This window comes from Psychrobacillus sp. 05T411 (genome assembly GCF_056396485.1).
The window spans coordinates 24,323-46,026 of sequence record NZ_JBFTLO010000007.1 but is presented as its reverse complement, the minus strand read 5'-3'; the positions used below and the strand labels follow the sequence as shown (position 1 = coordinate 46,026).

The following is a 21,704-nucleotide window of genomic DNA, read 5'->3' as shown; positions in this document are numbered from 1 at the left end:
AAAAATATTCACCGGCCCATTTTTTTACATTTTGTACTAACTTTCAAAGGAACAAAAATGCAAGTGGTGTAACGATAATAAGTGTTAATGCCGTTCTTAAAAACCAAATTGCCAGTATATGACTCATTTTGATCGGTATTTCCGTAGAAAGTATACAAGGTATCAACGCCGAAAAGAAAAGTATGGTGGAAATAGATAGAGAGCCAATAATGAATCTAGTTTCTAAACTTGCCTGCAAAACTACTAGTGACGGTAAGAACATGTCTATCAAATTAATAGCTGCAGCTTTTGCCGCAAGAAACGGTTCCGGAATTTGAAGTACCCATGTTAATGGATAAAAAATATAACCAAGATAATCAAATACTGGTGTCTGATTGGCCAAGATTAAACCTAATAACCCAATTGACATTATGGATGGTAAAATACCCATCGCCATCACTAATCCATCTTTAACGTTTACATATATGTTTTCCTTCAACTTTGGTGCATTATGAGCAGTAGTCATGGCTTGCTCCCACGCATGCCTAATACGATTTTCCTTGATAATTTCTTCTGGAAATCCTTCTTCAGTATAATAATCATCATTTATTTTATTAATCGGCCAGATTCTCACAGTAATAGCTGTCACGACAAAGGTAACTAAAAAAGTTAGCCAAAAATACAAATTCCAAATATGCATTATATCCAGGGTCTTAGCTACAACAATCATAAAAGTTGCTGACACGGTAGAAAATCCTGTTGCAATGATAATTGCTTCTCTTTTCGTATACTTTCCTTCTTTATAAATTCGGTTCGTTATTAATAAGCCTATCGAATAACTACCTACAAAAGAGGCAACTGCATCAATAGCGGATCTTCCTGGAGTTCGCCAAATTGGACGCATAATCGGTTGCATGAAAATACCGATAAATTCAAGTAATCCATATCCGACAAGCATTGCTAGAAAAATCGCTCCAATCGGTACTAGAACCCCAATTGGAATAAGCAAACTATAGTACCAATAAGGTCCCATGTCCTCAGCCATTAACCATGCTGGACCGATTTCAAATAGCACTAGAAATGCTGCAATCGCACCTAATACTTTGAAACCAGATAGCACCATCTCAATTTTACTTTTTCGCCAAGTTTTTGTGTAAAATGGGTAAACCGCCCCTAAAAGGACAAGAATCATCGCATAGTATGCACTCGCAGTACTCGACAATGATCGAAGCCATGTTACTAGATGATCTAATGGAATAGAACTTTTGCCGTTTAATTCAATAGGAATAAAAAACATAAAGATACCAATTGCACTAAAAAAGAAAAATCTGAAAATATTTCGAAATTGGTAAACACTTCTATCTTCTCTAGTGGCTAATGGAGAATTATCAATTGTTTCTTGAAGATTATTCATTTTTTCACCCCATAGATTGTATTAGCTAATTTAGAAAGAGTGTACTCATTTTCTTGTTTTTTCGAATAGTTTAACTCATTATCTATAAAACTTTACTTAAAAAAGATTTAGTTCGATCATGTTGCGGGTTTTCAAAAAGTTGTTTTGGTTCATTTTCTTCCACAATGTAACCGCCATCCATAAACAAAACTCGATCACCGACTTCTCGCGCAAAGCCCATTTCATGAGTTACAACTACCATCGTCATTCCTTCAAGTGCTAGTTGTTTCATAACTTCCAATACTTCACCAACCATCTCTGGGTCAAGTGCTGAGGTTGGTTCATCAAAAAGCATAATTTTCGGTTCCATTGCAAGAGCTCGAGCAATTGCAACTCGCTGTTTTTGTCCACCAGATAAAGAATCTGGATACGCATCTGCCTTTTCTTTCAATCCAACTTTTCGAAGAAGTTCTAGACCTTTTTCTCTAGCATCTTCTGCGGATAACTTTCTTACTCTCATTGGAGCAAGCATAATATTGTCGATCACAGTTTTATGTGGAAACAAATTAAATTGCTGAAAAACCATACCTACCTCGGTTCTTACTTTATTAATATCTGTTTTCTTATCAGTAATATCAACACCTTCAATCGTAACGTGACCTGCTGTAATGGATTCAAGTAAATTTAGACATCTTAAGAAAGTAGACTTTCCCGATCCAGAAGGGCCAATAACTACCACTACTTCTTTTGGATTTATGAGTGCGTTAATATCCTTTAATACTTCATTACTCCCAAATGACTTTTTCAAATTTTTTACTTCTATCATTCTGTCGCTAACCTTCTTTCAAGACGATTTAATAAGTAACTTAAAGAGGTAGTTAACACTAGATATATAAGTGCAGCTGTGAGATATGGTTCCCATACTCGGAAATACTGGCTTCCTAATGCCCGTCCATAATACATAAGCTCAGGAGCCGCCACGAGAGATGCCAGTGAAGATTCTTTAATAAGAACGATGAATTCGTTCCCAAGGGGTGGAATCATCCTTTTAAAGGCCTGGGGCAAAATAACATCTTTCATTGATTGAACATGATTCATACCTAAAGAACGAGCTGCTTCCATTTGCCCCTTATCAATAGATTGGATGCCAGCTCTAAAAATTTCTGATATATAGGCACCAGCAATCAAGGAAAGTGCTATTATGCTGGCAAGAATCCCATTTGTATTTCCAGTTAAGAGGGGCACTACACCAAAATGAATTAATAGTAATTGCACGTATAATGGTGTTCCACGAAAAAAAGTAATAAAACAACTACAAAGAAACGCAATTGGTTTATTTCGCATCATTTTCCCTAAACCGACTAATAATCCTAGTACTGTTCCAATCAAAATTCCTACTAATGATAATCCGATTGTCAGTAATGTTCCTTTTACAAAGAAAGGAATATATTCTACTACGATATCAAATCTAAAATCCATTGATTTCCCCCCTTATGTAAACCATAATTGCGTAACTACTTATAAAGAGTTACGCAATTTGATTATCCATTTACTCCTGTTCTGCTAGTATCGTTTCTACATCAGGTTCAGCACCAAACCACTCTTCATAAATTTTTTTATATGTTCCATTTTCAAGTACTTCAGTAACGGCTACATCAAAATCTGATTTAAGCTCACTACCTTTTGGAAACATAAGTCCGTAAAATTCTTTTTCAAAACCTTCCTCATCTTTAATTATGGATAATTTTTTATCGGGATTGTTATTTGCATATTCTTGAACTACTGCATTGTCCGCTACAACAGCATCAGCCCCACCACTTAACATCTCCAAAATTGCTAGATTATTATTATCGAATTTTTTAATATCTTTATGATTTTTGCCAAGAATACTTTCAACTGCTTCTTGACCTGTAGTACCTCCTAGAACTGCTACAACTTTGCCCTTTAAATCAGCGGCACTTTTTATATCACTACCTTCTGGTACCAAAATTTCATTTGTTGATAAATAATATGGAACAGAAAAATCATACGTTTGTTCACGTTCGTCATTTATCGTAATTGCACATATACCTATATCGGAAAGCTTATCTTTCACTTCAACAAATAAGGGATCCCATCCAACATGTACAAGTTMGATTTCGTAACCCGCTTCAGCTGCAACAGCATTAATAAAGTCGACATCAAAACCTGTTATTTCCCCTTGATCCAAGTATACAAACGGTGCATAGTTTGCTTCTGTCGCAACTTTAAGTTTTTTCTTTTCACTATTTTTTCCATCGGCCTCGGCATTTGTCCCACTTTGACCACAGGCTGCTAGGATTAGAGAGAAGATCATGACAATGATTAGAAGAGAAAACTTTTTCATTCAATTGTCCCCTTATATTTAATAGTTTTTGATCATCATACTGTTTGTGAGCCATTAAAAAAGGTAGAGAAATAATATCCACTTGTTCTCTACCTTTCCATTTTTCTTACTTACGCATTTACTTCTTTCTTCACATCTTTTGGCCCAAATGTCGCTTCCGGTTTCCACCATAATGGAATTTTTATGCTGTCATTTGTTAGTTTTCCTTTACCGTTCGCAACATCTTGTGCAGTTTCGTACCCTGCTTGTGCATGGCGTACTACACCAATCCCAGAATCTACCGTCATTGCTACTTCAAGTCTCATATCAGATTCTGCCGTTCCATCTGCTACCATTGTTACACCTGTGTGGACAGCTTCTCCCATTGAATAGTTTGCTTGAATAGCGATCAAATCACACATACCAACTGCGTTTAGAAGACCATTCAACATTGGCCAGTCAGAGATTAAGTCACTGCCATCTTTCATATTTTCAGATTCAAATGTTGGATTTACGATTGATCCTGAGTCCAAGTTGTCACGAGAGAAAGCAACCGGTCCAGATAATTCTCCTCGACGAATCATGTCATTTACTTCAAGTGCAAATGCTTTACGTTGACCGAATCCCATGTAACAAATACGTGCAGGTAAAGCTTCAATTGGAATATGTTTTTTCGCTAACTTAATCCAGCGTGTAACAAGTTTATCATCGCTAAATTTTTCTAAAATCATATCGTCAATTTTACGTAAATCTTCTGCTTCTCCAGATAAGCAAACCCAACGGAACGGTCCACGGCCTTCGCAGAATAGCGGTCGGATATATTCTGCTACGAAACCAGGAAGACGCTTTGCTTCTTTTTCATCCATACCCGCATCAATACATTCTTTGCGGTGACTTGTGCCGTATTCAAATGAATGAACACCTAAATCCATGAATTTAATAAGTGCTTTCAATTCACGAACCATCGTTTCACGCGCTTTTGCCAAGTACAACTCACGGTTCGTATCACGAAGCTCTTCTGCTTCTTGCACTGTGTATCCCGCTGGTAAGTAAGAAATAGGATCATGACCTGGCGTCATGGATGTAGAGATATCCGGTAGCCATCCTTTTTCAAGCACTTCCTCATAAATGTCTGCTGCATTTCCTACCACTGCTATACCAAGCGGTTTTCCAGCTGCAGCATATTCTTTTGCTTTTGCTATAGCTTCATCTAGTGAATTAGCTAGTTCATCGATGAATCCTTTTTCAATACGGCGTTGGATGATTTCGACATTTGAGTCACAAAGTATTGCAACACCACCATGCATAGTCATAGCACGTGTTTGGTTTCCGCCCATTCCGCCTGCACCCGCAGTTAAAAGGATTTTCCCAACTAGTGAGTCATTATAATGCAAGCGTGCAATTGCAGAGAGTGTTTCGAAAGTGCCTTGAATCACACCTTGCGTACCGATGTATTCCCATGGTGCCGCTGTATAGTTTGCATAAATTGTTAAGTTTTTATCTTGTAAATCATAGAACGTAGGCCAATCAGCTTTCATAATATTCGTTGTCGCCATTACAACGGTTGGTGCGTATTTATGCGTTTTAAAAATTGCAACTGGCATTCCAGATTGCACTACAAGTGTTTCATCATCTTCTAATTCTTTTAAAGATTTCACAATTGCATGGTATGATTCCCAGTTACGAGCCGCTTTTCCGATACCGCCGTAGATTACAAGTTCTTCCGGTTTCTCAGCATTTTCCATGTTGTTCTCTAACATGCGTAAAATCGATTCTTGTCTCCAACCTTTACAGCGTAACTCTGGACCTCTTTGCGCTTTAACGGAATATAAAATTTCTGGTGTTGTCATTAATAATTCCCCCTAATTCGAATGTAATTGGTTTCACACTTTTATATATTGCAAGTGTCGTGCCAACTTTTAAAAAAAGGTTGTAAATTTAATATTATTAGGAGGAATACAGTGTGCTATCAACAATATTTGTGAAACAAATATTATTGAATCAATAATTTCAACTTTAAGTATCATGATAAAAACGGAATGGATAGCAGATATTTTTTCAATCAATACACCATTTTGCAAGTATATAGAGCAAAATCCCTTGATTTTATTGGTTGACCACCACGCAGATACTTTTTGCATGCAAACTATTCTAAACCATCTGAATTATGATACGATAGTGATGATTTGAGTTAGAGAAAGGAGTAAGAGTAATTTGTCTATTTCGTCAATCGGTTTAATCATAAGAACTTTTGTAGATGGAATTATCGTATTAGATGAACAACACAAAATCCTTTGGAATGATATAAAAGAAGGAATTCCTTTCGAAGTTTCGGTAGGTACTTCGATTTCTAATTATTTTAGTACCGAAAATATAAGTTTTAGCGATAACGAAACGTTTCCGCTTGTGCTAAACGGAAAGCGTTTTTCAGTTGAAGTAAAACTCTATTCATCAGACTGTAGTTATATTTTTTTATGTTTAAAAGAATGGAAAGCAAGTTTAGTAGAATTAGAAGAACGATTATATTGTTTGGAAAAAATTATTGACTCACTTGATGAAGGGGTTATGATGAGCAATTCTGAAGGGGAAATACTTCTTTATAATGAAGCTCAGGAAAAAATGGAAGGATTAAATAGCCAGGATATTATTGGAAAACATTTATGGACTGTTTACAATTATAATCCACAGTATTCTGAGCATAGACATACATTCAATACAGGTAAACCAATATATTCTAGATATCGTGCACACTCTACAGTAAACGGTATTCCGAAGTATGTTAACTATAGTACGTTTCCAATTCAAAAAGATGGTAAAACCATTTCTGTTTTTTCATTAAGTACAAATGAATCAAGACTTAAAGATCGGCTGCACCAAACAATCGAGTTAAAAAGAAAAGCAAATATTACTACTGAAGAGAAAGCTTATTCAAAAAATGGCACAATCTATACTTTTAAAGATATTAAAGGAGATAGCCACGCATTATTAGGTCTTATTGAGGAAGCACAAAACATCGCCATCCATAATGCGGATACTCTAATTGTTGGTGAGACGGGTACGGGTAAAGAGCTTTTTGCACAAAGCATGCATAACCATAGTAAACGAGCAGAAAAATCTTTCGTTGCACTAAATTGCGCTGCAATACCGGAAAACTTACTGGAAAGTACCTTATTCGGCACTGTAAAAGGTGCATTTACTGGCGCAACAGACCAGATTGGGCTATTCGAATATGCACAAGATGGTACTCTGTTCTTGGATGAAATTAACTCGATGCCCATGACCTTGCAGTCAAAGTTAATGCGAGTATTACAAGAACGGTTTGTCCGAAGAGTAGGTTCTAATGAAGTGACCCCTGTAAAGTGTACGGTCATTAGTGCATGTAACGAAGATCCCGAGCTGCTAATTGCTGAAAATAAAATGCGGCTTGATTTGTTTTATCGAATAGCACACACGAGCCTTTTCATCCCTCCTCTTAGAGAACGTACAGAAGATGTTCATTTTTTTATAAATTATTTCCTTACGAATTACCAAACAAAGTTATCCAAAAAAGTTCCAGAACTTTCCGATACTTTACAAAAAAGTTTGCTCCGATATTCATGGCCGGGTAATATACGTGAACTAGAACATTTAATAGAAAATCTAATAATCCGTGTACCAGAACATGCAGAAGCTATTGATGTAGATCATCTACCTTCATACATGCGCACAAAATTAATCCCTTTTCATTCAACTAGCGCTTTCCAAACATCAGATGTAATCCAAAGACCTTTAAAGAAAATTTTCAATAACACGGAAAAGCAATTAATCGAAACGACTTTGAAACTAGTAAATTGGAATGTTTCTCAAGCCGCCAAAAAATTGGGTATCACTAGACAAAGCTTGCAATACCATATTAAAAAACATGAGCTTGAAAAACCTATCATTTAAAAAAATCAACTCGAAAGTTTTTAACAGCCGTGTTGATTAACCAAATGTATCCAGTAATTCGATTGTTAGGAAGGTGATTGCACACAAGGCACTATATATATATTGGTGCATTGGGATTGCTTTGAACGGAACCAGTTCCACACCATTATCGAGATTTCTTTATGTATAGGGATGCGATTACATTTCATCTCATCCCTATACATTTTTTTCGGATATCTAAAAAGAAAAAACGTTCATAAAGTCTCGCAAAAGACTCCATGAACGCCTATTAATATTTTTTATACTAATTGTTTTGAAAGTTTTGTAGCAGCTGCTTTTACTTTTTCTAAGCCTTCTGCAACAATAGCATCTGCTTGATCTGGTGCTGCAGCATGTCCTTCAATTACTACTTCATCCACGATTTGCATACCGAAAACTCCACCTAATACATTTTTCATGTAGTTAACTGCCATTTCCATTGGTGCTGCTTCTGGTGAAGAATAAATACCACCACGAGCATTTAAGATAACTGCTTTTTTATCCGTTAATAATTGTACTGCTTGCCCATTTTCGTCATATTTGAAAGAGAAGCCAGCTTGGTAAATATAGTCGATAAACACTTGTAATGGTGCTGGAATTGTTAAGTTCCATAGCGGGAATGCAAACACTACTACATCAGCAGCAGTTATAGCGTCCATTGCTTTTTGTTTAGCAGCGATTAAACGAGCTTCTAATTCTGTTAACTCTAATCCATCTGATAATTTCCCGAATGCATTAAAAAGGTCTTGTCCAATAAAAGGCATGTCTTCTGCAAACACATCATAAGTTGTAACGTTTGCACCTTCCAAGTTTTCCATAAATGTATCGTACATTCTGCTAGAGATACCTTCTGCAGAAGGGCGGTTGTTTGCTTTCACTACTAAAATATTCATGAGTCATTCCTCCAATGTTTTTATTACATTGGTTATGATAACAAGATATTATGCTACTTTCAATTATTTTGAATTCGAAATGAATGAAATCATTATATTTGTTCACTCATTATTCACAATTACATCGGTTTAGTAGTTTAACCCTCTACTCGGACAATTCCACAGAAATGTAATTATAGAGCAGCACCATTTCTACAATTTGGCTGTAGAAGCATATGCTTTTTTATTGGAAAGTTTCTCTTTTGCTGAGTTGGACCATCTTTTCTAATAGCTGGACAATGGCAAACGAAAATTGGACAATCTCTTAACTTGCATCCGACATAGGGTCATATTTACTTAACCTATTTCTAACTCCAACAAAGCAAAACTTAATGACTTCCCGTGCGTATCTAATGTTAATGAAGTTGTCACACCCGTTGCCAAAGCTTCTGAACAGACAAATTGTAGCGCTTGAATGTTCTGGACGTCATATCGTTTTACTTCTCCTTCCACAATGCCTTTTAAATGGTCCTTCACCACTTCTGCCGTCAATATCTCTTTTAATAACTCATAATCAGATTCTTCATAAGGTATAACAGATAGCGTAATGGTGTTTCCTTTATCTCCTGTGCGGCAATGCGCAATATCATATAGTTTCATTGGCTACATACTCCTTTAACTCGGTTTGAAAGTGAACGAGGTCTCGATCAATAAAGGTGGAAACTACTCCAATTACTTCGTTTACTACTTTTCTAGCCCCCCCACCACCGGCAGGACCATTCGTATAAAGTGCCTCTACCTCTTCTCCAATTATCGCTGCTTCTGCCATTGATTTTGCTTTTCCGGCAACCCTTAAACGCACTTCATAAGGGTCTGTCTCTCGAAAACTTTTTCTATGACAAGCATTCACTCCAATTAAATCAACCCTAAACTCATCATATAAGTGACCAATTCTTTCTTGTATAATGTCACCTGCAAGTCTTGCCCTTCCGCTTGCATTAGGACCTGCATAAGAGATTTCCCCTTCCCCATTGTAGCCAGCTTCATAGCCTATGCTTACTTTTAGGTTCTGCGGTTTAAGAAGTCCTACTGCTCCATGCACTTTTATTCGCCCATTAGATAATTCTTCTAATTTAACCGAAGTAAAATCTGCAACTACATCTGGCGTAATATAGGCGTGTGGATCGATTACTTCATATAGTAACTGTTCTTTCGCAGTGCGAAGTGAGATTCTTCCACCTGTATTTTCTACTTTTCCGAATGTTGCCGAACCATCAGCTAAGATATCTGCAAAAGGAAAACCTAAATATGCCATATCCTTTACATCTTTTTTCCCAGGATCTGCAAAATATCCTCCTGTTAGTTGACCAGCACATTCCAATAAATGACCGATTACCGTTCCTTTAGCCATTAAATCATAATCATCTAATGCCCATTTAAATTCATGAATAATCGGTGCCAAAAACAAAGAGGGATCCGCAATACGACCTGCAATAATAATTTGCGCATCTGATTTTAAAGCATCTAACAAGGCATCTACCCCTATGTACGCATTTGCCGAAACTATTTGTCCATATTCTTCTAGCGGTTTCTCAGTTTCCCAAGCAAGATCATCTGGAGATACTTTCGTCAATACATCGTCCCCTGTTACCGCGGCAACTTTCATGGAGATATTTAGCTCTTTTGCAATTTCTATTATTTTATTTGCTCCAGCTATTGGGTTTGCCGCACCCATATTTGTAATAATCCTTACTTTTTTTCCTGAAATCTTCGGAATAAGAGATCTCATTCGTTTTTCTAGCAACACATCATATCCTGTATGCGCATCTTGTTTTTTTCTTTTTTGCGCTAAAGCAATTGTTCTTTCTGCCAAACATTCTAATACTAAATAGTCTAAATTTGCTTGATCTACTAATATTTCCGCTGGTTCAATACGGTCACCCGCAAAGCCAGCACCTGATCCAATTCGTATCATCCCATTCACCTCAAATTGATATTGCGCCTGTAAGTATTGCAACAATTGTCATAACAATAGTTGTACCAAAGGCCCATTTAAATATAAATTTCTGATGCTCAAATAAGTCAACCTTCGTCAACCCGATTAAAATAAATGTTGCTGCTGTTAATGGACTTAAGGGAAAACCAACCGTCATTTGTCCAAGAATAGCTGCACGCCCAATTTCATGCGGGTTAATCCCTAAATTCGAAGCAGTTTCGCTAATGATTGGTAATACGCCAAAATAGTAGGCATCTGGAGTAAAAACTAAGCTTAAAGGCATACTCGTAATAGCTACGATAGTAGGTAAATAATTTCCTAATGAGTCCGGTATTAAACGAACAAGTGCTGATGCCATCTCACCGATCATACCCGTTCCATTTAAAATCCCTGTGAAAATCCCCGCTGCGAAAATCATTGATGCAACTAACAGTACATTTCCTGCATGACTTAAAATACGTGCTTGCTGATCTACATTCTTTGGATAGTTCACCATTAACGCAATGATAAATGCTAGGATAAAAACAACAGGCATTGGAAGCCAAACAAATAGTAATGCACAAATCATTAGTAATGTAAGTAATAGGTTAAAGTAAAATAATTTAGGACGACGAATCTTTTTCGTTTCTTCATCTAATTTCAGATTAAAATCTATATTCTCTATATTGATAATGCCTAAACGCTTTCGTTCTTTTTTACCGATTAAATAACTCGCAAACAATACCCAAACAATTCCTGCAATCATTGCTGGTATAACAGGATTAAAAATATCTACTGCTTCTGCGTTTAAAGTAGTCATCGCACGCGCGGTTGGCCCACCCCAAGGGATAATGTTCATGACACCTGCTCCGAGCGCAACAACCCCTGCCAAAATAAGTCGATTCATTCCCAACTTTTCATAGATAGGCAGCATAGCTGTAACGGTAATCATAAAAGTGGCAGAACCATTTCCATCTAAATGGACAATCATTGCTAAGAAAACCGTACCCATTACTACTTTTAGCGGGTCACCTTTTACGATTTGAATAATCTTTTTAATCATCGGATCAAATAACCCGACATCCATCATTAAACCAAAATACATAATTGCAAAAACGAGCATAATTCCAGTTGGAGCTACTTGTATTAATCCATCAAGCATTAATCCCCCAATTTCCGCACCAAAACCGCCAATTAATCCAAAAATAATTGGAATAATAACTAATGAAACAATGACAGATAATCTTTTCGTGAAAATAGCTAATAAAAATACTCCAATTGTTAGAAATCCCAATAAAGCTAACATCTAATTTCTCACTCCCTTAATTAATGCACCCCTTCGTACACTTCAAGTATTGTGCAAGTTTCATGCCAACTTGAAAACCCTTTCCTCTAAGCTATTATTTATGTTAGACCCGTCAAGATATTCTAGTTTTTTAGAATGAAAGAAATAGTTTGTTTTCATTTCATAATAAAAGCACAATTTCACTAAGGAAATTGCGCTTCTAGAGTATAATTCTAAATTTGTAGAATAAACAATAATTATTCTATTAATTTAGAATCAATTTTTATTCAAGTTCGTACTTACGTATTTTATTATATAAACTGGCTAAAGAAATACCTAAATTACTTGCTACTAATTTTCTACCTTCTATGTTCTTTTCATATCGCTTAAGCATTTGCTTTATGTACCTAGCTTCCGCTGATTCTACTACTGATTTTAACGTTCCATTTGTTTGAATGGAATCCTCAGGAACCTGATTTTTCATGACTTCAGGTAAATGATTCATCTCAATCAATCCATTATCAGTTAAGCAGGAAGCATAACTTAACATATTTTTTAATTCACGTACATTACCTGGCCAACTATAGGATTGTAAAAACTGCATGACTTCTTTACTTAATCGATAATTTGCCGGTAAAAAGCGTTCTACTAAAAACGGGATATCTTCTCTTCGATTACGCAGAGGAGGAATCGTTAAATGGGCTACATTTAAACGAAAATATAAATCGTGTCTAAATTTATTTTTTTGCGCCAATTGTTTTAAATCTTGATGCGTTGCTGCGATAATTCGAACATTTACTTTTACTTCTTTCGTATCCCCTATCCTTCTAATAGAACCCTCTTGTAATACTCGAAGTAAATTTGCTTGCACATTATAAGATAAGTCACCAATCTCATCTAGAAACAATGTACCTTTATTAGCCATTTCAAATAATCCAACCTTACCGCCCTTTTTGGCACTAGTAAAAGCACCATCTACATATCCAAATAATTCACTTTCAATAAGGGTATCTGGAATTGTCGCACAGTTTATAGCAATAAATGGATGTTCACTTCTATCACTGGCGTCATGTATGGATTGAGAAAACAGCTCTTTTCCTGTGCCACTTTCCCCTATTAATAGAACTGGTAAATTTGATTTCGCTATCTTTTTGGCAATTTTTTTATTGTCAATCATCTCGTCACTTTGCGTAATAATTTGGTCGAACGTATATTTCACGCTCGAAAGTTGCGAAATCTTTTCTTGCAATTCTTTAACTTGCTTTACCTTCTTATTTAGTTCATTTGATAAATCCTTTACTTCATTAATGCCTTTACAAACAGAAACTGCACCAATGATTTTACCGTTATCTTCAATAGGAGCCATATCTACTACGTATGCACAATCATTAATCTCACGATAAACACCAACTCGAATTTTCCCGTCTTTCAACGTTTCCGGTAATTGAGCACCCGGTCTATATGCAGAAAGTAACTTTCCTATTATTTCTTGTCCTACCCCTGTTATTCTAGAATATTCCGGATTAATAAATAGAACTTTCTCCAATTCGTCTATGACTAATATCCCATCATTAATCGATGTGATTACTTGTTCCCACCATTTTGTTGAATAAATTCTCATGATACACCTCCGTACTGCAAATAGTTAACCCATAACAATAATATAGCATCTTTGCAGTGTGCCCGTTAGAACAGTACCAGTTTCTAACACAATTCAGATTTGTGTTAGAAACTGGTACCTAAAGTGCGGGGTCAATCAAGCAGGTTAGAAAAAGTCCGGACATTATTGCTCACTCAGCCTAGTTTCTCGTCACTTGTTTATAATGGGCTCATCTACATCAGATAAGTTTATTTCTGTGATATCTAAATCATAGTTCCATCTAGGATTATCATTACCCTTTTCAATTTGCCTAAAATAGTGCTGATAAATGTATTTAACATATTTAAAAAGAAGCATTAAAGATATAACGTTGATAAACACTATGATTCCTAAAATTAGATCTACAGCTGCCCATATAACATTCAATTCTACAACACTTGCTAATACAAGAATAGCAGCTAGAACGACTCTGAATATTAGAATAGGAACCTTTTTCTTATCTTTAAAAATATAAGTTAAATTGGATTCACCATAAACTATATCTGCTAATAGTGTTGTAAATCCAAATAAAAACATCGCAAAAAACACAATCCAACTACCTAAGTTCCCCAAAACAGATCCGAAAGCAGTTTGTAATAATAATATACCATCCTGACCTGATTCTAATGAGCCCGTCATTAATATGGCCATTGCAGTAGCTGTACAAATAATAATTGTGGTGATAAAGGTACCAATCATCCCTAAAAACCCTTGGTCTACTGGATGTTTAACATCAGCAGAAGCGTGCATTATTGCAGCAGCCCCATTCCCYGCATCATTAGAAAACATTCCCCTAGCTACCCCACTTCTAAATGCCTCTGCAACAGTCCACCCTACTACTCCACCAACTGCCGATTTCCCTGTAAATGCACTTTCAAAAATACCACCAAAGATGGTCGGGATATAAGAAAAATTAATAATTACTATATAAAGCACAACTGAAAAGTAAACAATGACCATAAAAGGAACAATAAAAGTCGATACGTTCGTTAATCTTTTCATTCCTCCAATGGTTACTAAAAATGCCAAAATCACTACAACTATTCCTGGAATAATCGGATGAACGTCAACAACGCCTGTAAAAGCGTTCGCAATTGAATTCGTCTGAATAGATGCTATTGCAATACCAATGCCCAACACATAAAGGAATGAAATCAGAATAGCCAATGGCTTATTTCTCAAGCCTTTTTCAATGTAATATGCTGGTCCACCTTGGTAATTTCCATCTTGATCTTTAACTCGAAAAGCTTGCCCGAGAACTATTTCACTAAAACTTACAATCATACCAAACAACGCAGTCACCCACATCCAAAAAATAGCACCGGGACCTCCTATAAACAATGCGCTGCTCACGCCTACCAGACTCCCTGTACCTAATTGACCACCGAGGGCAGCCATTAAAGCACCGAATCCAGATATTCCACCTCTATCACCTTGTAAACTTTTTTTCATGGTCCGTATCGCTCGGAAAAAATCTTTAATTTGAGGAAACTTTAGTTTAATAGTGAAGTATAGACCAACACCTAGTAAAGCGTATCCTATTACATTTCCCCACAGCCAGTCAGTTATATCATATATTATTTGCATAACAACACTCCGGTCTATTTGTTATTTTTAGGTCACAAAATCAACTTTAGATTCAATATTGATACTAAGATTTACAACACCTCAATATACCAATCATTCAATATTTTCTGATATTCAAAAAGATAAATAGTCCCCTCAGTATGAATACTAATCTTTGTGAAGGTAACTTTTTTAAAGTGATTTGTAACCCCTTACATTTTTTAAATACTAAAATCTCCGAGTTAGCTAATAATTTGATGGACAAAACTAACTCGGTAAAGATTCTATTTATAGCGGTAATTTTAAACGAACGATTTCTGCAAAAAATTCTGCACCACGAACTAAATTTTCATCTTTATAATCAAACTTTGCATGGTGAAGAGGGTATACTTCTTCTCCCTCACGCTTACCACCAAGGAAAACATAGCATCCTGGAATTTTATCAATAAAATGCCCAAAATCCTCTGAACCCATCATCGGTTGTGCATTATCAACGATATTTTCTTTCCCAAGTACATTTGTAGCTGCTTGTACGACTGTATGATGACACTCCTCCCAATTAATTGTTGGCGAAAAGGAGTTTCTATAAGTGAATTCGCAAGTTGCCCCGTTAGCTTCACAAATATTTTTACAAATGGCTTGCATTCTCTCCTTAATAAGAGATTGAACTTCTGGTTTGTAACTTCTACAGTCACCAGTTATGATGACATTAGTCGGTATTACATTAACCGTACCGTCAGTATGAATTTCAGTACAAGAAACAACCGCAGTGTCAATCGGATCTATATTTCTTGCTACAATGGTTTGTAATGCTAGTATTATTTGGGAAGCGGTCACCAATGAGTCTACCCCCATGTTTGGAGCAGAAGCATGTCCTCCTTTCCCTTTTATACGAATTTCAAAGTTATCCTCACTTGCGCAAATTCCTCCTACTTTAGAATGGATTTGCCCCTCTGGTAAACCAGGCATATTATGCAATCCATAAAATTCATCGATAGGGAATCGTTCGAATAAGCCATCTTTTAGCATTGCAAGTGCCMCTTCACCATGTTCCTCTGCCGGTTGGAAAATGAAACGAACGGTCCCGTTAAAATCCTTTCGATCTGCAAGTAATTTTGCTGCACCAAGTGCGGTAGTAACATGCCCATCATGCCCGCAAGCGTGCATCTTACCGGGATATTTTGAAGCATATGGTAGATTAGTTTGTTCCTGAATGTTTAAAGCGTCCATATCAGCGCGGATTCCAATAATCCCCAAACCATCGCCATTTTTTAATGTACCCACAACTCCCGTTTTTCCAATACCAGTGACTACTTCATAGCCCATTTCTAGTAATTTTTCTGCAACAAATCGAGATGTGTTTTCTTCTTCAAAAGCAGTTTCAGGATGTGAGTGAAGGTAGTGCCTCCAATCAATAAGCTGATTCATTAAATTTTCATTGCTCATATTAACTTCTCTCCCTTATTACATTTTTTGTGAAATTCTTTCACTGCAATCCAAACTGTATCAAATAGCTCCGGCCTTACTTAGACGGATGGACATGCCCCATCCCATACTACTTTTCTATAATGATCTGGATCCGTGTCACCTTCTGTGCTGATAATAAGAATTTTCGAATCTTTATTCAAATTCAATGCTTTTTTCATATCATGAAGTATTTCATTTTCAGCCAATATACTAACTAATCCCACACCAACTGCTGCACCAGATTCGCCTGAGATAATACGAGAATCACTGCCTAATGGGTTTGCAAGAATCCTCATACCTCGTGCAGCAACGTAATCTGGACAAGAAACAAAGGTCTCTGCATAATCTTTTAAAATACCCCAAGAAGTTTTACTTGGTTCCCCGCATGCTAAACCTGCCATAATCGTAGTCAAAGCACCAGTTACTGAATGTGGCTCTCCATCATCAACATTAATAGATTTATACAAACATGCTGCTGCACCAGGTTCGACTATAACTGTAGTAGGACGTTCATCTCCTAATCTATCTACTAGATAGCCAAGCATACTACCGGCAAAAGACCCAACTCCAGCTTGTAAAAACACATGTGTCGGTCTGTCATTACCAAATTCAGCAATCTGTTCTAAAGCTTCGTCCAGTAGGGTTACATACCCCTGCATTATCCAAGCTGGAATCTCTTCATATCCATCCCAAGCCGTGTCCTGCACCAAAACCCAACCATTCTCTTTAGCCATTTTGCTTGCCATCCGGACCGTATCATCATAGTTAAGATCTGTTATCGAAGCCTCTGATCCTTCTTTTCGTATATTGTTCAATCTTATTTCTGATGACCCCTTTGGCATATATACTACTGATTTTTGCCCTAGCTGGTTTGCAGCCCAAGCTATTCCCCTTCCATGATTTCCATCAGTCGCTGTTACAAAAGTAATATCTCCAAGATTCTCTTTTACTTCTTTACTTCTTAGTTTCTCAAAAGAAAGAGTTGAAATATCAACATTTAATTTTTCAGACAAATATTTACCAACAGCAAATGAACCACCTAATACTTTAAAGGCATTCAGTCCAAATCTATAAGATTCATCCTTCACCCATATATGGCTAACTCCTAACTGTTTAGACAACTTATCTAAACTGTGAAGTGGCGTTACCTCATACTCAGGAAAGCTTTTGTGAAAATCTCTTACCTTCTTAGCTATTTCACTATTAATAAATTCAACCGAAGCCTTCTCAGTATCTGTGCTTCCTGCATTTTTATTGATAATATAGTTAATTTCCATTAAATTTTTCATTTATAATCTCCTCGTAATTTATTCTAAAATAGCGATAGCTTCTATTTCTATACCAACATCTTTAGGCAACCTAGATACCTCTACACAGCTTCTCGCAGGATAAATTCCTTCAAAAAACTCTCCATATATTTCATTGACCGCGGAAAAATGAGATAAATCTTTTAAAAATACCGTAGTTTTCACAATATTATCCAAAGAAGCTCCAGCTTCCTCAACAATTTCTTTTACGTTTGTTAAAGACTGTTTTGTTTGTTCTTTTATATCTTCTGAAATTTCACCAGTTCGGGGATTTACTGGCATTTGACCAGAAACAAAGATCATTTTATCCTTTTTTACCGCTTGGGAATATGGTCCAATAGCTCCCGGTGCATCTTCTGTGGAAATTACTTCTTTTACCATAATTGAGTTCCTCCTTAAGTTTCCTTATTTTTGTCTAATCAAATTATGCTTCTGCCATCCTTCACGCTCGTCACGGGAAAAAACTGCTGAATTAAGCTAAAATCGGAATGTTTACGCTCCCAAAGCAAGTATCAACTCACTAAAGGTTACAATATTCCAAATTGACTTTGCGTATTTAGTTCTCAAGCTATAATTTAATTTCTTAAGAGTAATATATCACACTTCACATACTAGTCAATATATTTTTTCAATTCTGTGAAATGAGTAAATGATTACCGTTACTTATATTCCCTTTGCGCAATTCTCCCGAAAACTAATAAATTGAAAGAAAATTATGGTATATTACATATTAGAATCAAGTTCGTAGGAAGGTGTTAGTAAATGACTATTGAGAAAAATGGAGATAAATTGAAACGGACGTTTATGAAGGATGAGGTATACAATAAGCTACGGACGTGGATTGTAACTGGGGAACTCGAGCCTGGCACAAAATTAAGAGATTTGGACTTGTCTGAACAGCTGGGCATTAGCCGCACCCCTATCCGAGAAGCTTTACAAAGGTTAGAAAGTGATGGGCTTGTGGTAACTAAGGCTAATAGGTGGACGTTAGTATCTCCAATTGATTTAAATGGGGCTAAAAGTATCTATTCCATTGTATGGACACTGGAGCGCTTAGCTTTAGAGCAGGCCTTTCCTCATTTTTCTTCAAAAGACATCGAAGAATTGGAGCAACTTAATGAAAGTTTTAATGCAGCCATTGCAACTGGAGATATTTATGCAATACTTCAGGCAGATAACAAATTTCATCATAAAATTATTCAGCTATCAAATAATTTAGAATTACCTCAATTACTCTCGAGTTTAAAAGTAAGGATTCAAAGAATAGAAATACATTATTTTAGTCATATCGATGCCAAGTACACGTCCTATCATGAGCATCAACAACTAATTGATGCCATTAAGAAACAGGATTTACATCTCGCAATAGATACGATTAAAGCAAACTGGAAAAATAGCTTAGATCGTATTCAACTAGATAACTGAGCATGAGGGGTAGCTTGATTTATTTTTTGAAAACAACAGGAGTGGGAGAACGAAAAATAGGAGCAGTACCATTCATGGCACTGCTCCTTTTATATTATCCTCTTAACTCCGCCCCTGCTTGTTCTGCAAGAGCTTTTAATACTTTATTATGTGCATTTACAACTTCTTCGTCAGTCAGTGTACGTTCTGGATCGAAATAAGTTAGAGAGAATGCAACCGATTTTTTACCCGGCTCCATTTTTTCTCCTTCGTATAAATCGAATAGATGTACAGCTTTTAATAATCTTCCACCAGATAATTGGATAATTGCTTGTAGTTCCCCAGCCGCTTTTTCGCTGTCTACTACTAATGCAATATCGCGTGTGATCGATGGGAATTTAGAAACTGGAGCATAGTATAATGTTTCGACTTCTTTATTTAGAACTTTTGCTAAATTCAATTCCACTACATACGTTTCTTTCAAGTCACGCGCTTTTTGTTCTGATGGATGTAATTGCCCGATCAGCCCAATTTCTTCTCCAGCAAGTTTAATAGAAGCTGTGCGCCCCGGATGTAATCCTTCAACTACTGCACGTTCAAAAGTAAGTTCATTTGAATGACCAAGTAGCTCCATTAATCCTTCGACGATTCCTTTCAGTACAAAGAAATCAACCGCTTTTTTCTCGCCTTGCCAGCTATGATCCACCCATTTACCAGCAATGACTGCCGCTAAATGTTCTTGTTCATGAGGGAGACCTGATTCTGTTTCGCCTAAGAAAACAGAACCCACTTCATAAAGAGCAACTGTATCTGCTTGGCGAGCAGTATTATACGTGACTGCATCTAGTAAATGCGGGATCAAGCTTTGGCGAAGTGTGCTGCGCTCTTCACTCATCGGCATTAATAGCTCTGTTACCGGTGCAGTTTCTAGTGCAAATTTTTGAGACATTTCTTTGGATGTTAAAGAATATGTGATTGCTTGATATAGGCCTGCACCTTCCAAGTAAGCACGAACTTGACGGCGTTTTGCTTGATAAGATGTTAATCCGCCTGGTTTAGATTCTTCCACTGGTAGTGTCATTGGGATTTCATCGTATCCATACATACGCGCAATTTCTTCGACGATATCTTCTTCAATTTTAATATCTTGACGACGAGTCGGTGCTTTAATATATAAATAACCATTTGCCGCTTGGTGGTCAAATTTTAATCTTGTTAAAATAGAAGTCATGTCTTCTAAAGAAATTTTCATCCCTAAACGATTATTGATAAAATCAGGAGACACCACAACTTCAACAGGTGTTTTGTCTAATTCATCTACAACAACAGATCCCGCTAGAACTTCTCCACCAGCTAGTTCAGCAAGTAGACTTGCCGCACGTTCTGCCGCTAAAATAACACGATTCGGATCTACACCTTTTTCAAAACGTGCGCTTGCATCACTGCGTAAATTTTGGTCTTTTGACGTTTGACGAACTGACCCTCCTGCGAAATAAGCAGATTCAATAACAACAGTCCTTGTGCCATCATGCACTTCTGAATTTGCTCCGCCCATAACACCAGCAATTGCAACTGGCTCTTTGCCATTTGTAATGACTAAATGAGTCGATTTAAGTGTACGTTCTTGATCATCGAGTGTGACAATCTTTTCTCCTTCATTTGCAAGACGAATGACAAGTTCTTTTGTTTCTAAACGGTCATAGTCAAAAGCATGAAGTGGTTGGCCATATTCCATCAATACATAATTTGTAATATCGACTACATTATTATGCGGACGAACGCCAGCAGCCATTAGGCGTTGCTGTAACCAAAGTGGTGATTCTTTAATTTGGACGTTTTTAACTACTTTTGCTACGTACATAGGATTTTCAGAGATTGCATCAACACGTAAGCTTAAGTAATCCGAAGCTTTTTCGCTACTTTCTGTGTACGTTGCTTCTGGGTATTTCATATCTTCCGATAAAATAGCCCCAACTTCGTAAGCAACACCTAGCATGCTTAGCGCATCTGAACGGTTTGGTGTTAAGCCAAGTTCAAGAATCGTGTCATCTAAACCAAGTAGTGTAAGTGCACTTTCCCCAGGAGTTGCTGTTTCTGGAAGCACATAAATACCTTCAGCATACGCTTTTGGTACTAATCTTCCTTCAATACCAAGCTCTTGAAGGGAACAAATCATTCCATTTGATTCTTCTCCGCGTAGTTTTGCTTTTTTAATCTTCACACCACCAGGAAGTACTGCTCCTGGACGTGCAACGATTACTTTTTGCCCTTCTGCTACGTTTGGAGCTCCACAAATAATTTGTGTTGTTTCTTCTCCTACGTCTACTTGGCAAATATTTAATTTATCTGCTTCTGGATGCTTGACGCATTCCTTCACATAACCGACTACTACATTTGTCATTCCATGAGAACGATCAATTACTGCATCAACTTCGATACCGGAACGAGTAATTTTTTCCCCTAAATCTTTTGGATCAAGTCCTTGTGTGTTTACATATTCTGCTAACCATTTCGTAGAAACTAACATA

At 36.7% G+C, this 21,704-nt stretch carries 17 protein-coding genes; 2 read left to right on the top strand and 15 right to left on the bottom strand.

Annotated features, from left to right (window positions below):
* Window positions 1–43: 43 nt before the first annotated feature.
* The 5 genes from AC1DFT_RS07080 to hutU form a co-directional block, all read right to left on the bottom strand.
* Complete coding sequence (locus AC1DFT_RS07080; RefSeq protein ID WP_477918494.1) at window positions 44–1,393, bottom strand: YjiH family protein; 1,350 nt, start codon at window positions 1,391–1,393, stop codon at window positions 44–46.
* A gap of 82 nt (window positions 1,394–1,475) precedes the next feature.
* Window positions 1,476–2,198, bottom strand: a complete 723-nt coding sequence (locus tag AC1DFT_RS07075; RefSeq protein ID WP_477918493.1) for an amino acid ABC transporter ATP-binding protein — start codon at window positions 2,196–2,198, stop codon at window positions 1,476–1,478.
* On the bottom strand, window positions 2,195–2,851 hold the full coding sequence (locus tag AC1DFT_RS07070; protein ID WP_477918492.1) for an amino acid ABC transporter permease: 657 nt from the start codon (window positions 2,849–2,851) through the stop codon (window positions 2,195–2,197). The genes AC1DFT_RS07075 and AC1DFT_RS07070 overlap by 4 nt, the downstream gene beginning before the upstream one ends.
* A gap of 70 nt (window positions 2,852–2,921) precedes the next feature.
* Window positions 2,922–3,737, bottom strand: coding sequence for a transporter substrate-binding domain-containing protein (locus AC1DFT_RS07065; protein ID WP_477918491.1), 816 nt, complete (start codon window positions 3,735–3,737; stop codon window positions 2,922–2,924).
* A 110-nt stretch (window positions 3,738–3,847) separates the two neighbouring features.
* Window positions 3,848–5,566, bottom strand: coding sequence for a urocanate hydratase (hutU, locus tag AC1DFT_RS07060; protein ID WP_477918490.1), 1,719 nt, complete (start codon window positions 5,564–5,566; stop codon window positions 3,848–3,850).
* Between the two features lie 364 nt (window positions 5,567–5,930).
* Between hutU and AC1DFT_RS07055 the strand changes: the two genes are divergently transcribed.
* Window positions 5,931–7,643 (top strand): sigma-54 interaction domain-containing protein, encoded by a 1,713-nt coding sequence (locus AC1DFT_RS07055; protein ID WP_477918489.1) that lies wholly within the window; start codon window positions 5,931–5,933, stop codon window positions 7,641–7,643.
* Between the two features lie 278 nt (window positions 7,644–7,921).
* Here AC1DFT_RS07055 and AC1DFT_RS07050 read toward each other — a convergent pair whose 3' ends face one another.
* The 9 genes from AC1DFT_RS07050 to AC1DFT_RS07010 form a co-directional block, all read right to left on the bottom strand.
* The gene (locus AC1DFT_RS07050; RefSeq protein WP_477918488.1) at window positions 7,922–8,554 is read right to left on the bottom strand and encodes an FMN-dependent NADH-azoreductase; all 633 of its coding nucleotides are present in this window, start codon (window positions 8,552–8,554) and stop codon (window positions 7,922–7,924) included.
* Between the two features lie 336 nt (window positions 8,555–8,890).
* On the bottom strand, window positions 8,891–9,193 hold the full coding sequence (locus AC1DFT_RS07045) for an AtuA-related protein (protein WP_477918487.1): 303 nt from the start codon (window positions 9,191–9,193) through the stop codon (window positions 8,891–8,893).
* A complete protein-coding gene (locus AC1DFT_RS07040; protein ID WP_477918486.1) occupies window positions 9,180–10,508 on the bottom strand; it encodes an acyclic terpene utilization AtuA family protein in 1,329 nt (442 codons plus the stop codon). Before AC1DFT_RS07040 ends, AC1DFT_RS07045 begins: the two co-directional genes overlap by 14 nt.
* A 10-nt stretch (window positions 10,509–10,518) precedes the next feature.
* Entirely contained in the window at window positions 10,519–11,814 is a 1,296-nt protein-coding gene (locus AC1DFT_RS07035; RefSeq protein WP_477918485.1) for a CitMHS family transporter, read from the bottom strand.
* Window positions 11,815–12,076: 262 nt separating this feature from the next.
* Complete coding sequence (locus AC1DFT_RS07030) at window positions 12,077–13,414, bottom strand: sigma-54 interaction domain-containing protein (protein WP_477918484.1); 1,338 nt, start codon at window positions 13,412–13,414, stop codon at window positions 12,077–12,079.
* A gap of 189 nt (window positions 13,415–13,603) precedes the next feature.
* Complete coding sequence (locus AC1DFT_RS07025; protein ID WP_477918483.1) at window positions 13,604–15,019, bottom strand: alanine/glycine:cation symporter family protein; 1,416 nt, start codon at window positions 15,017–15,019, stop codon at window positions 13,604–13,606.
* Window positions 15,020–15,286: 267 nt separating this feature from the next.
* Window positions 15,287–16,444 carry a M20 aminoacylase family protein gene (locus AC1DFT_RS07020; RefSeq protein ID WP_477918482.1) on the bottom strand — a complete coding sequence of 386 codons (1,158 nt, stop codon included), beginning with the start codon at window positions 16,442–16,444 and terminating at the stop codon, window positions 15,287–15,289.
* 80 nt (window positions 16,445–16,524) lie between these two features.
* On the bottom strand, window positions 16,525–17,754 hold the full coding sequence (dpaL, locus tag AC1DFT_RS07015; RefSeq protein ID WP_477918481.1) for a diaminopropionate ammonia-lyase: 1,230 nt from the start codon (window positions 17,752–17,754) through the stop codon (window positions 16,525–16,527).
* A gap of 18 nt (window positions 17,755–17,772) precedes the next feature.
* Window positions 17,773–18,153, bottom strand: coding sequence for a RidA family protein (locus AC1DFT_RS07010; RefSeq protein WP_477918480.1), 381 nt, complete (start codon window positions 18,151–18,153; stop codon window positions 17,773–17,775).
* A 381-nt stretch (window positions 18,154–18,534) separates the two neighbouring features.
* Between AC1DFT_RS07010 and AC1DFT_RS07005 the strand changes: the two genes are divergently transcribed.
* Window positions 18,535–19,197, top strand: a complete 663-nt coding sequence (locus AC1DFT_RS07005; protein WP_477918479.1) for a GntR family transcriptional regulator — start codon at window positions 18,535–18,537, stop codon at window positions 19,195–19,197.
* A 94-nt stretch (window positions 19,198–19,291) separates the two neighbouring features.
* Here AC1DFT_RS07005 and pheT read toward each other — a convergent pair whose 3' ends face one another.
* Window positions 19,292–21,703: a phenylalanine--tRNA ligase subunit beta gene (gene pheT, locus AC1DFT_RS07000; RefSeq protein WP_477918478.1), complete on the bottom strand. Its 2,412-nt coding sequence runs from the start codon at window positions 21,701–21,703 to the stop codon at window positions 19,292–19,294.
* Between the last annotated feature and the right edge of the window lies 1 nt (window position 21,704).

Bases quoted from the DNA above. Each gene is read 5' to 3' on its own strand.
- AC1DFT_RS07080 (WP_477918494.1), bottom strand. From the start codon at position 1,393: ATGAATAATCTTCAAGAAACAATTGATAATTCTCCATTAGCCACTAGA.
- AC1DFT_RS07075 (WP_477918493.1), bottom strand. From the start codon at position 2,198: ATGATAGAAGTAAAAAATTTGAAAAAGTCATTTGGGAGTAATGAAGTA.
- AC1DFT_RS07070 (WP_477918492.1), bottom strand. From the start codon at position 2,851: ATGGATTTTAGATTTGATATCGTAGTAGAATATATTCCTTTCTTTGTA.
- hutU (WP_477918490.1), bottom strand. From the start codon at position 5,566: ATGACAACACCAGAAATTTTATATTCCGTTAAAGCGCAAAGAGGTCCA.
- AC1DFT_RS07050 (WP_477918488.1), bottom strand. From the start codon at position 8,554: ATGAATATTTTAGTAGTGAAAGCAAACAACCGCCCTTCTGCAGAAGGT.
- AC1DFT_RS07045 (WP_477918487.1), bottom strand. From the start codon at position 9,193: ATGAAACTATATGATATTGCGCATTGCCGCACAGGAGATAAAGGAAAC.
- AC1DFT_RS07040 (WP_477918486.1), bottom strand. From the start codon at position 10,508: ATGATACGAATTGGATCAGGTGCTGGCTTTGCGGGTGACCGTATTGAA.
- AC1DFT_RS07035 (WP_477918485.1), bottom strand. From the start codon at position 11,814: ATGTTAGCTTTATTGGGATTTCTAACAATTGGAGTATTTTTATTAGCT.
- AC1DFT_RS07030 (WP_477918484.1), bottom strand. From the start codon at position 13,414: ATGAGAATTTATTCAACAAAATGGTGGGAACAAGTAATCACATCGATT.
- dpaL (WP_477918481.1), bottom strand. From the start codon at position 17,754: ATGAAAAATTTAATGGAAATTAACTATATTATCAATAAAAATGCAGGA.
- AC1DFT_RS07010 (WP_477918480.1), bottom strand. From the start codon at position 18,153: ATGGTAAAAGAAGTAATTTCCACAGAAGATGCACCGGGAGCTATTGGA.
- AC1DFT_RS07005 (WP_477918479.1), top strand. From the start codon at position 18,535: ATGACTATTGAGAAAAATGGAGATAAATTGAAACGGACGTTTATGAAG.
- pheT (WP_477918478.1), bottom strand. From the start codon at position 21,703: ATGTTAGTTTCTACGAAATGGTTAGCAGAATATGTAAACACACAAGGA.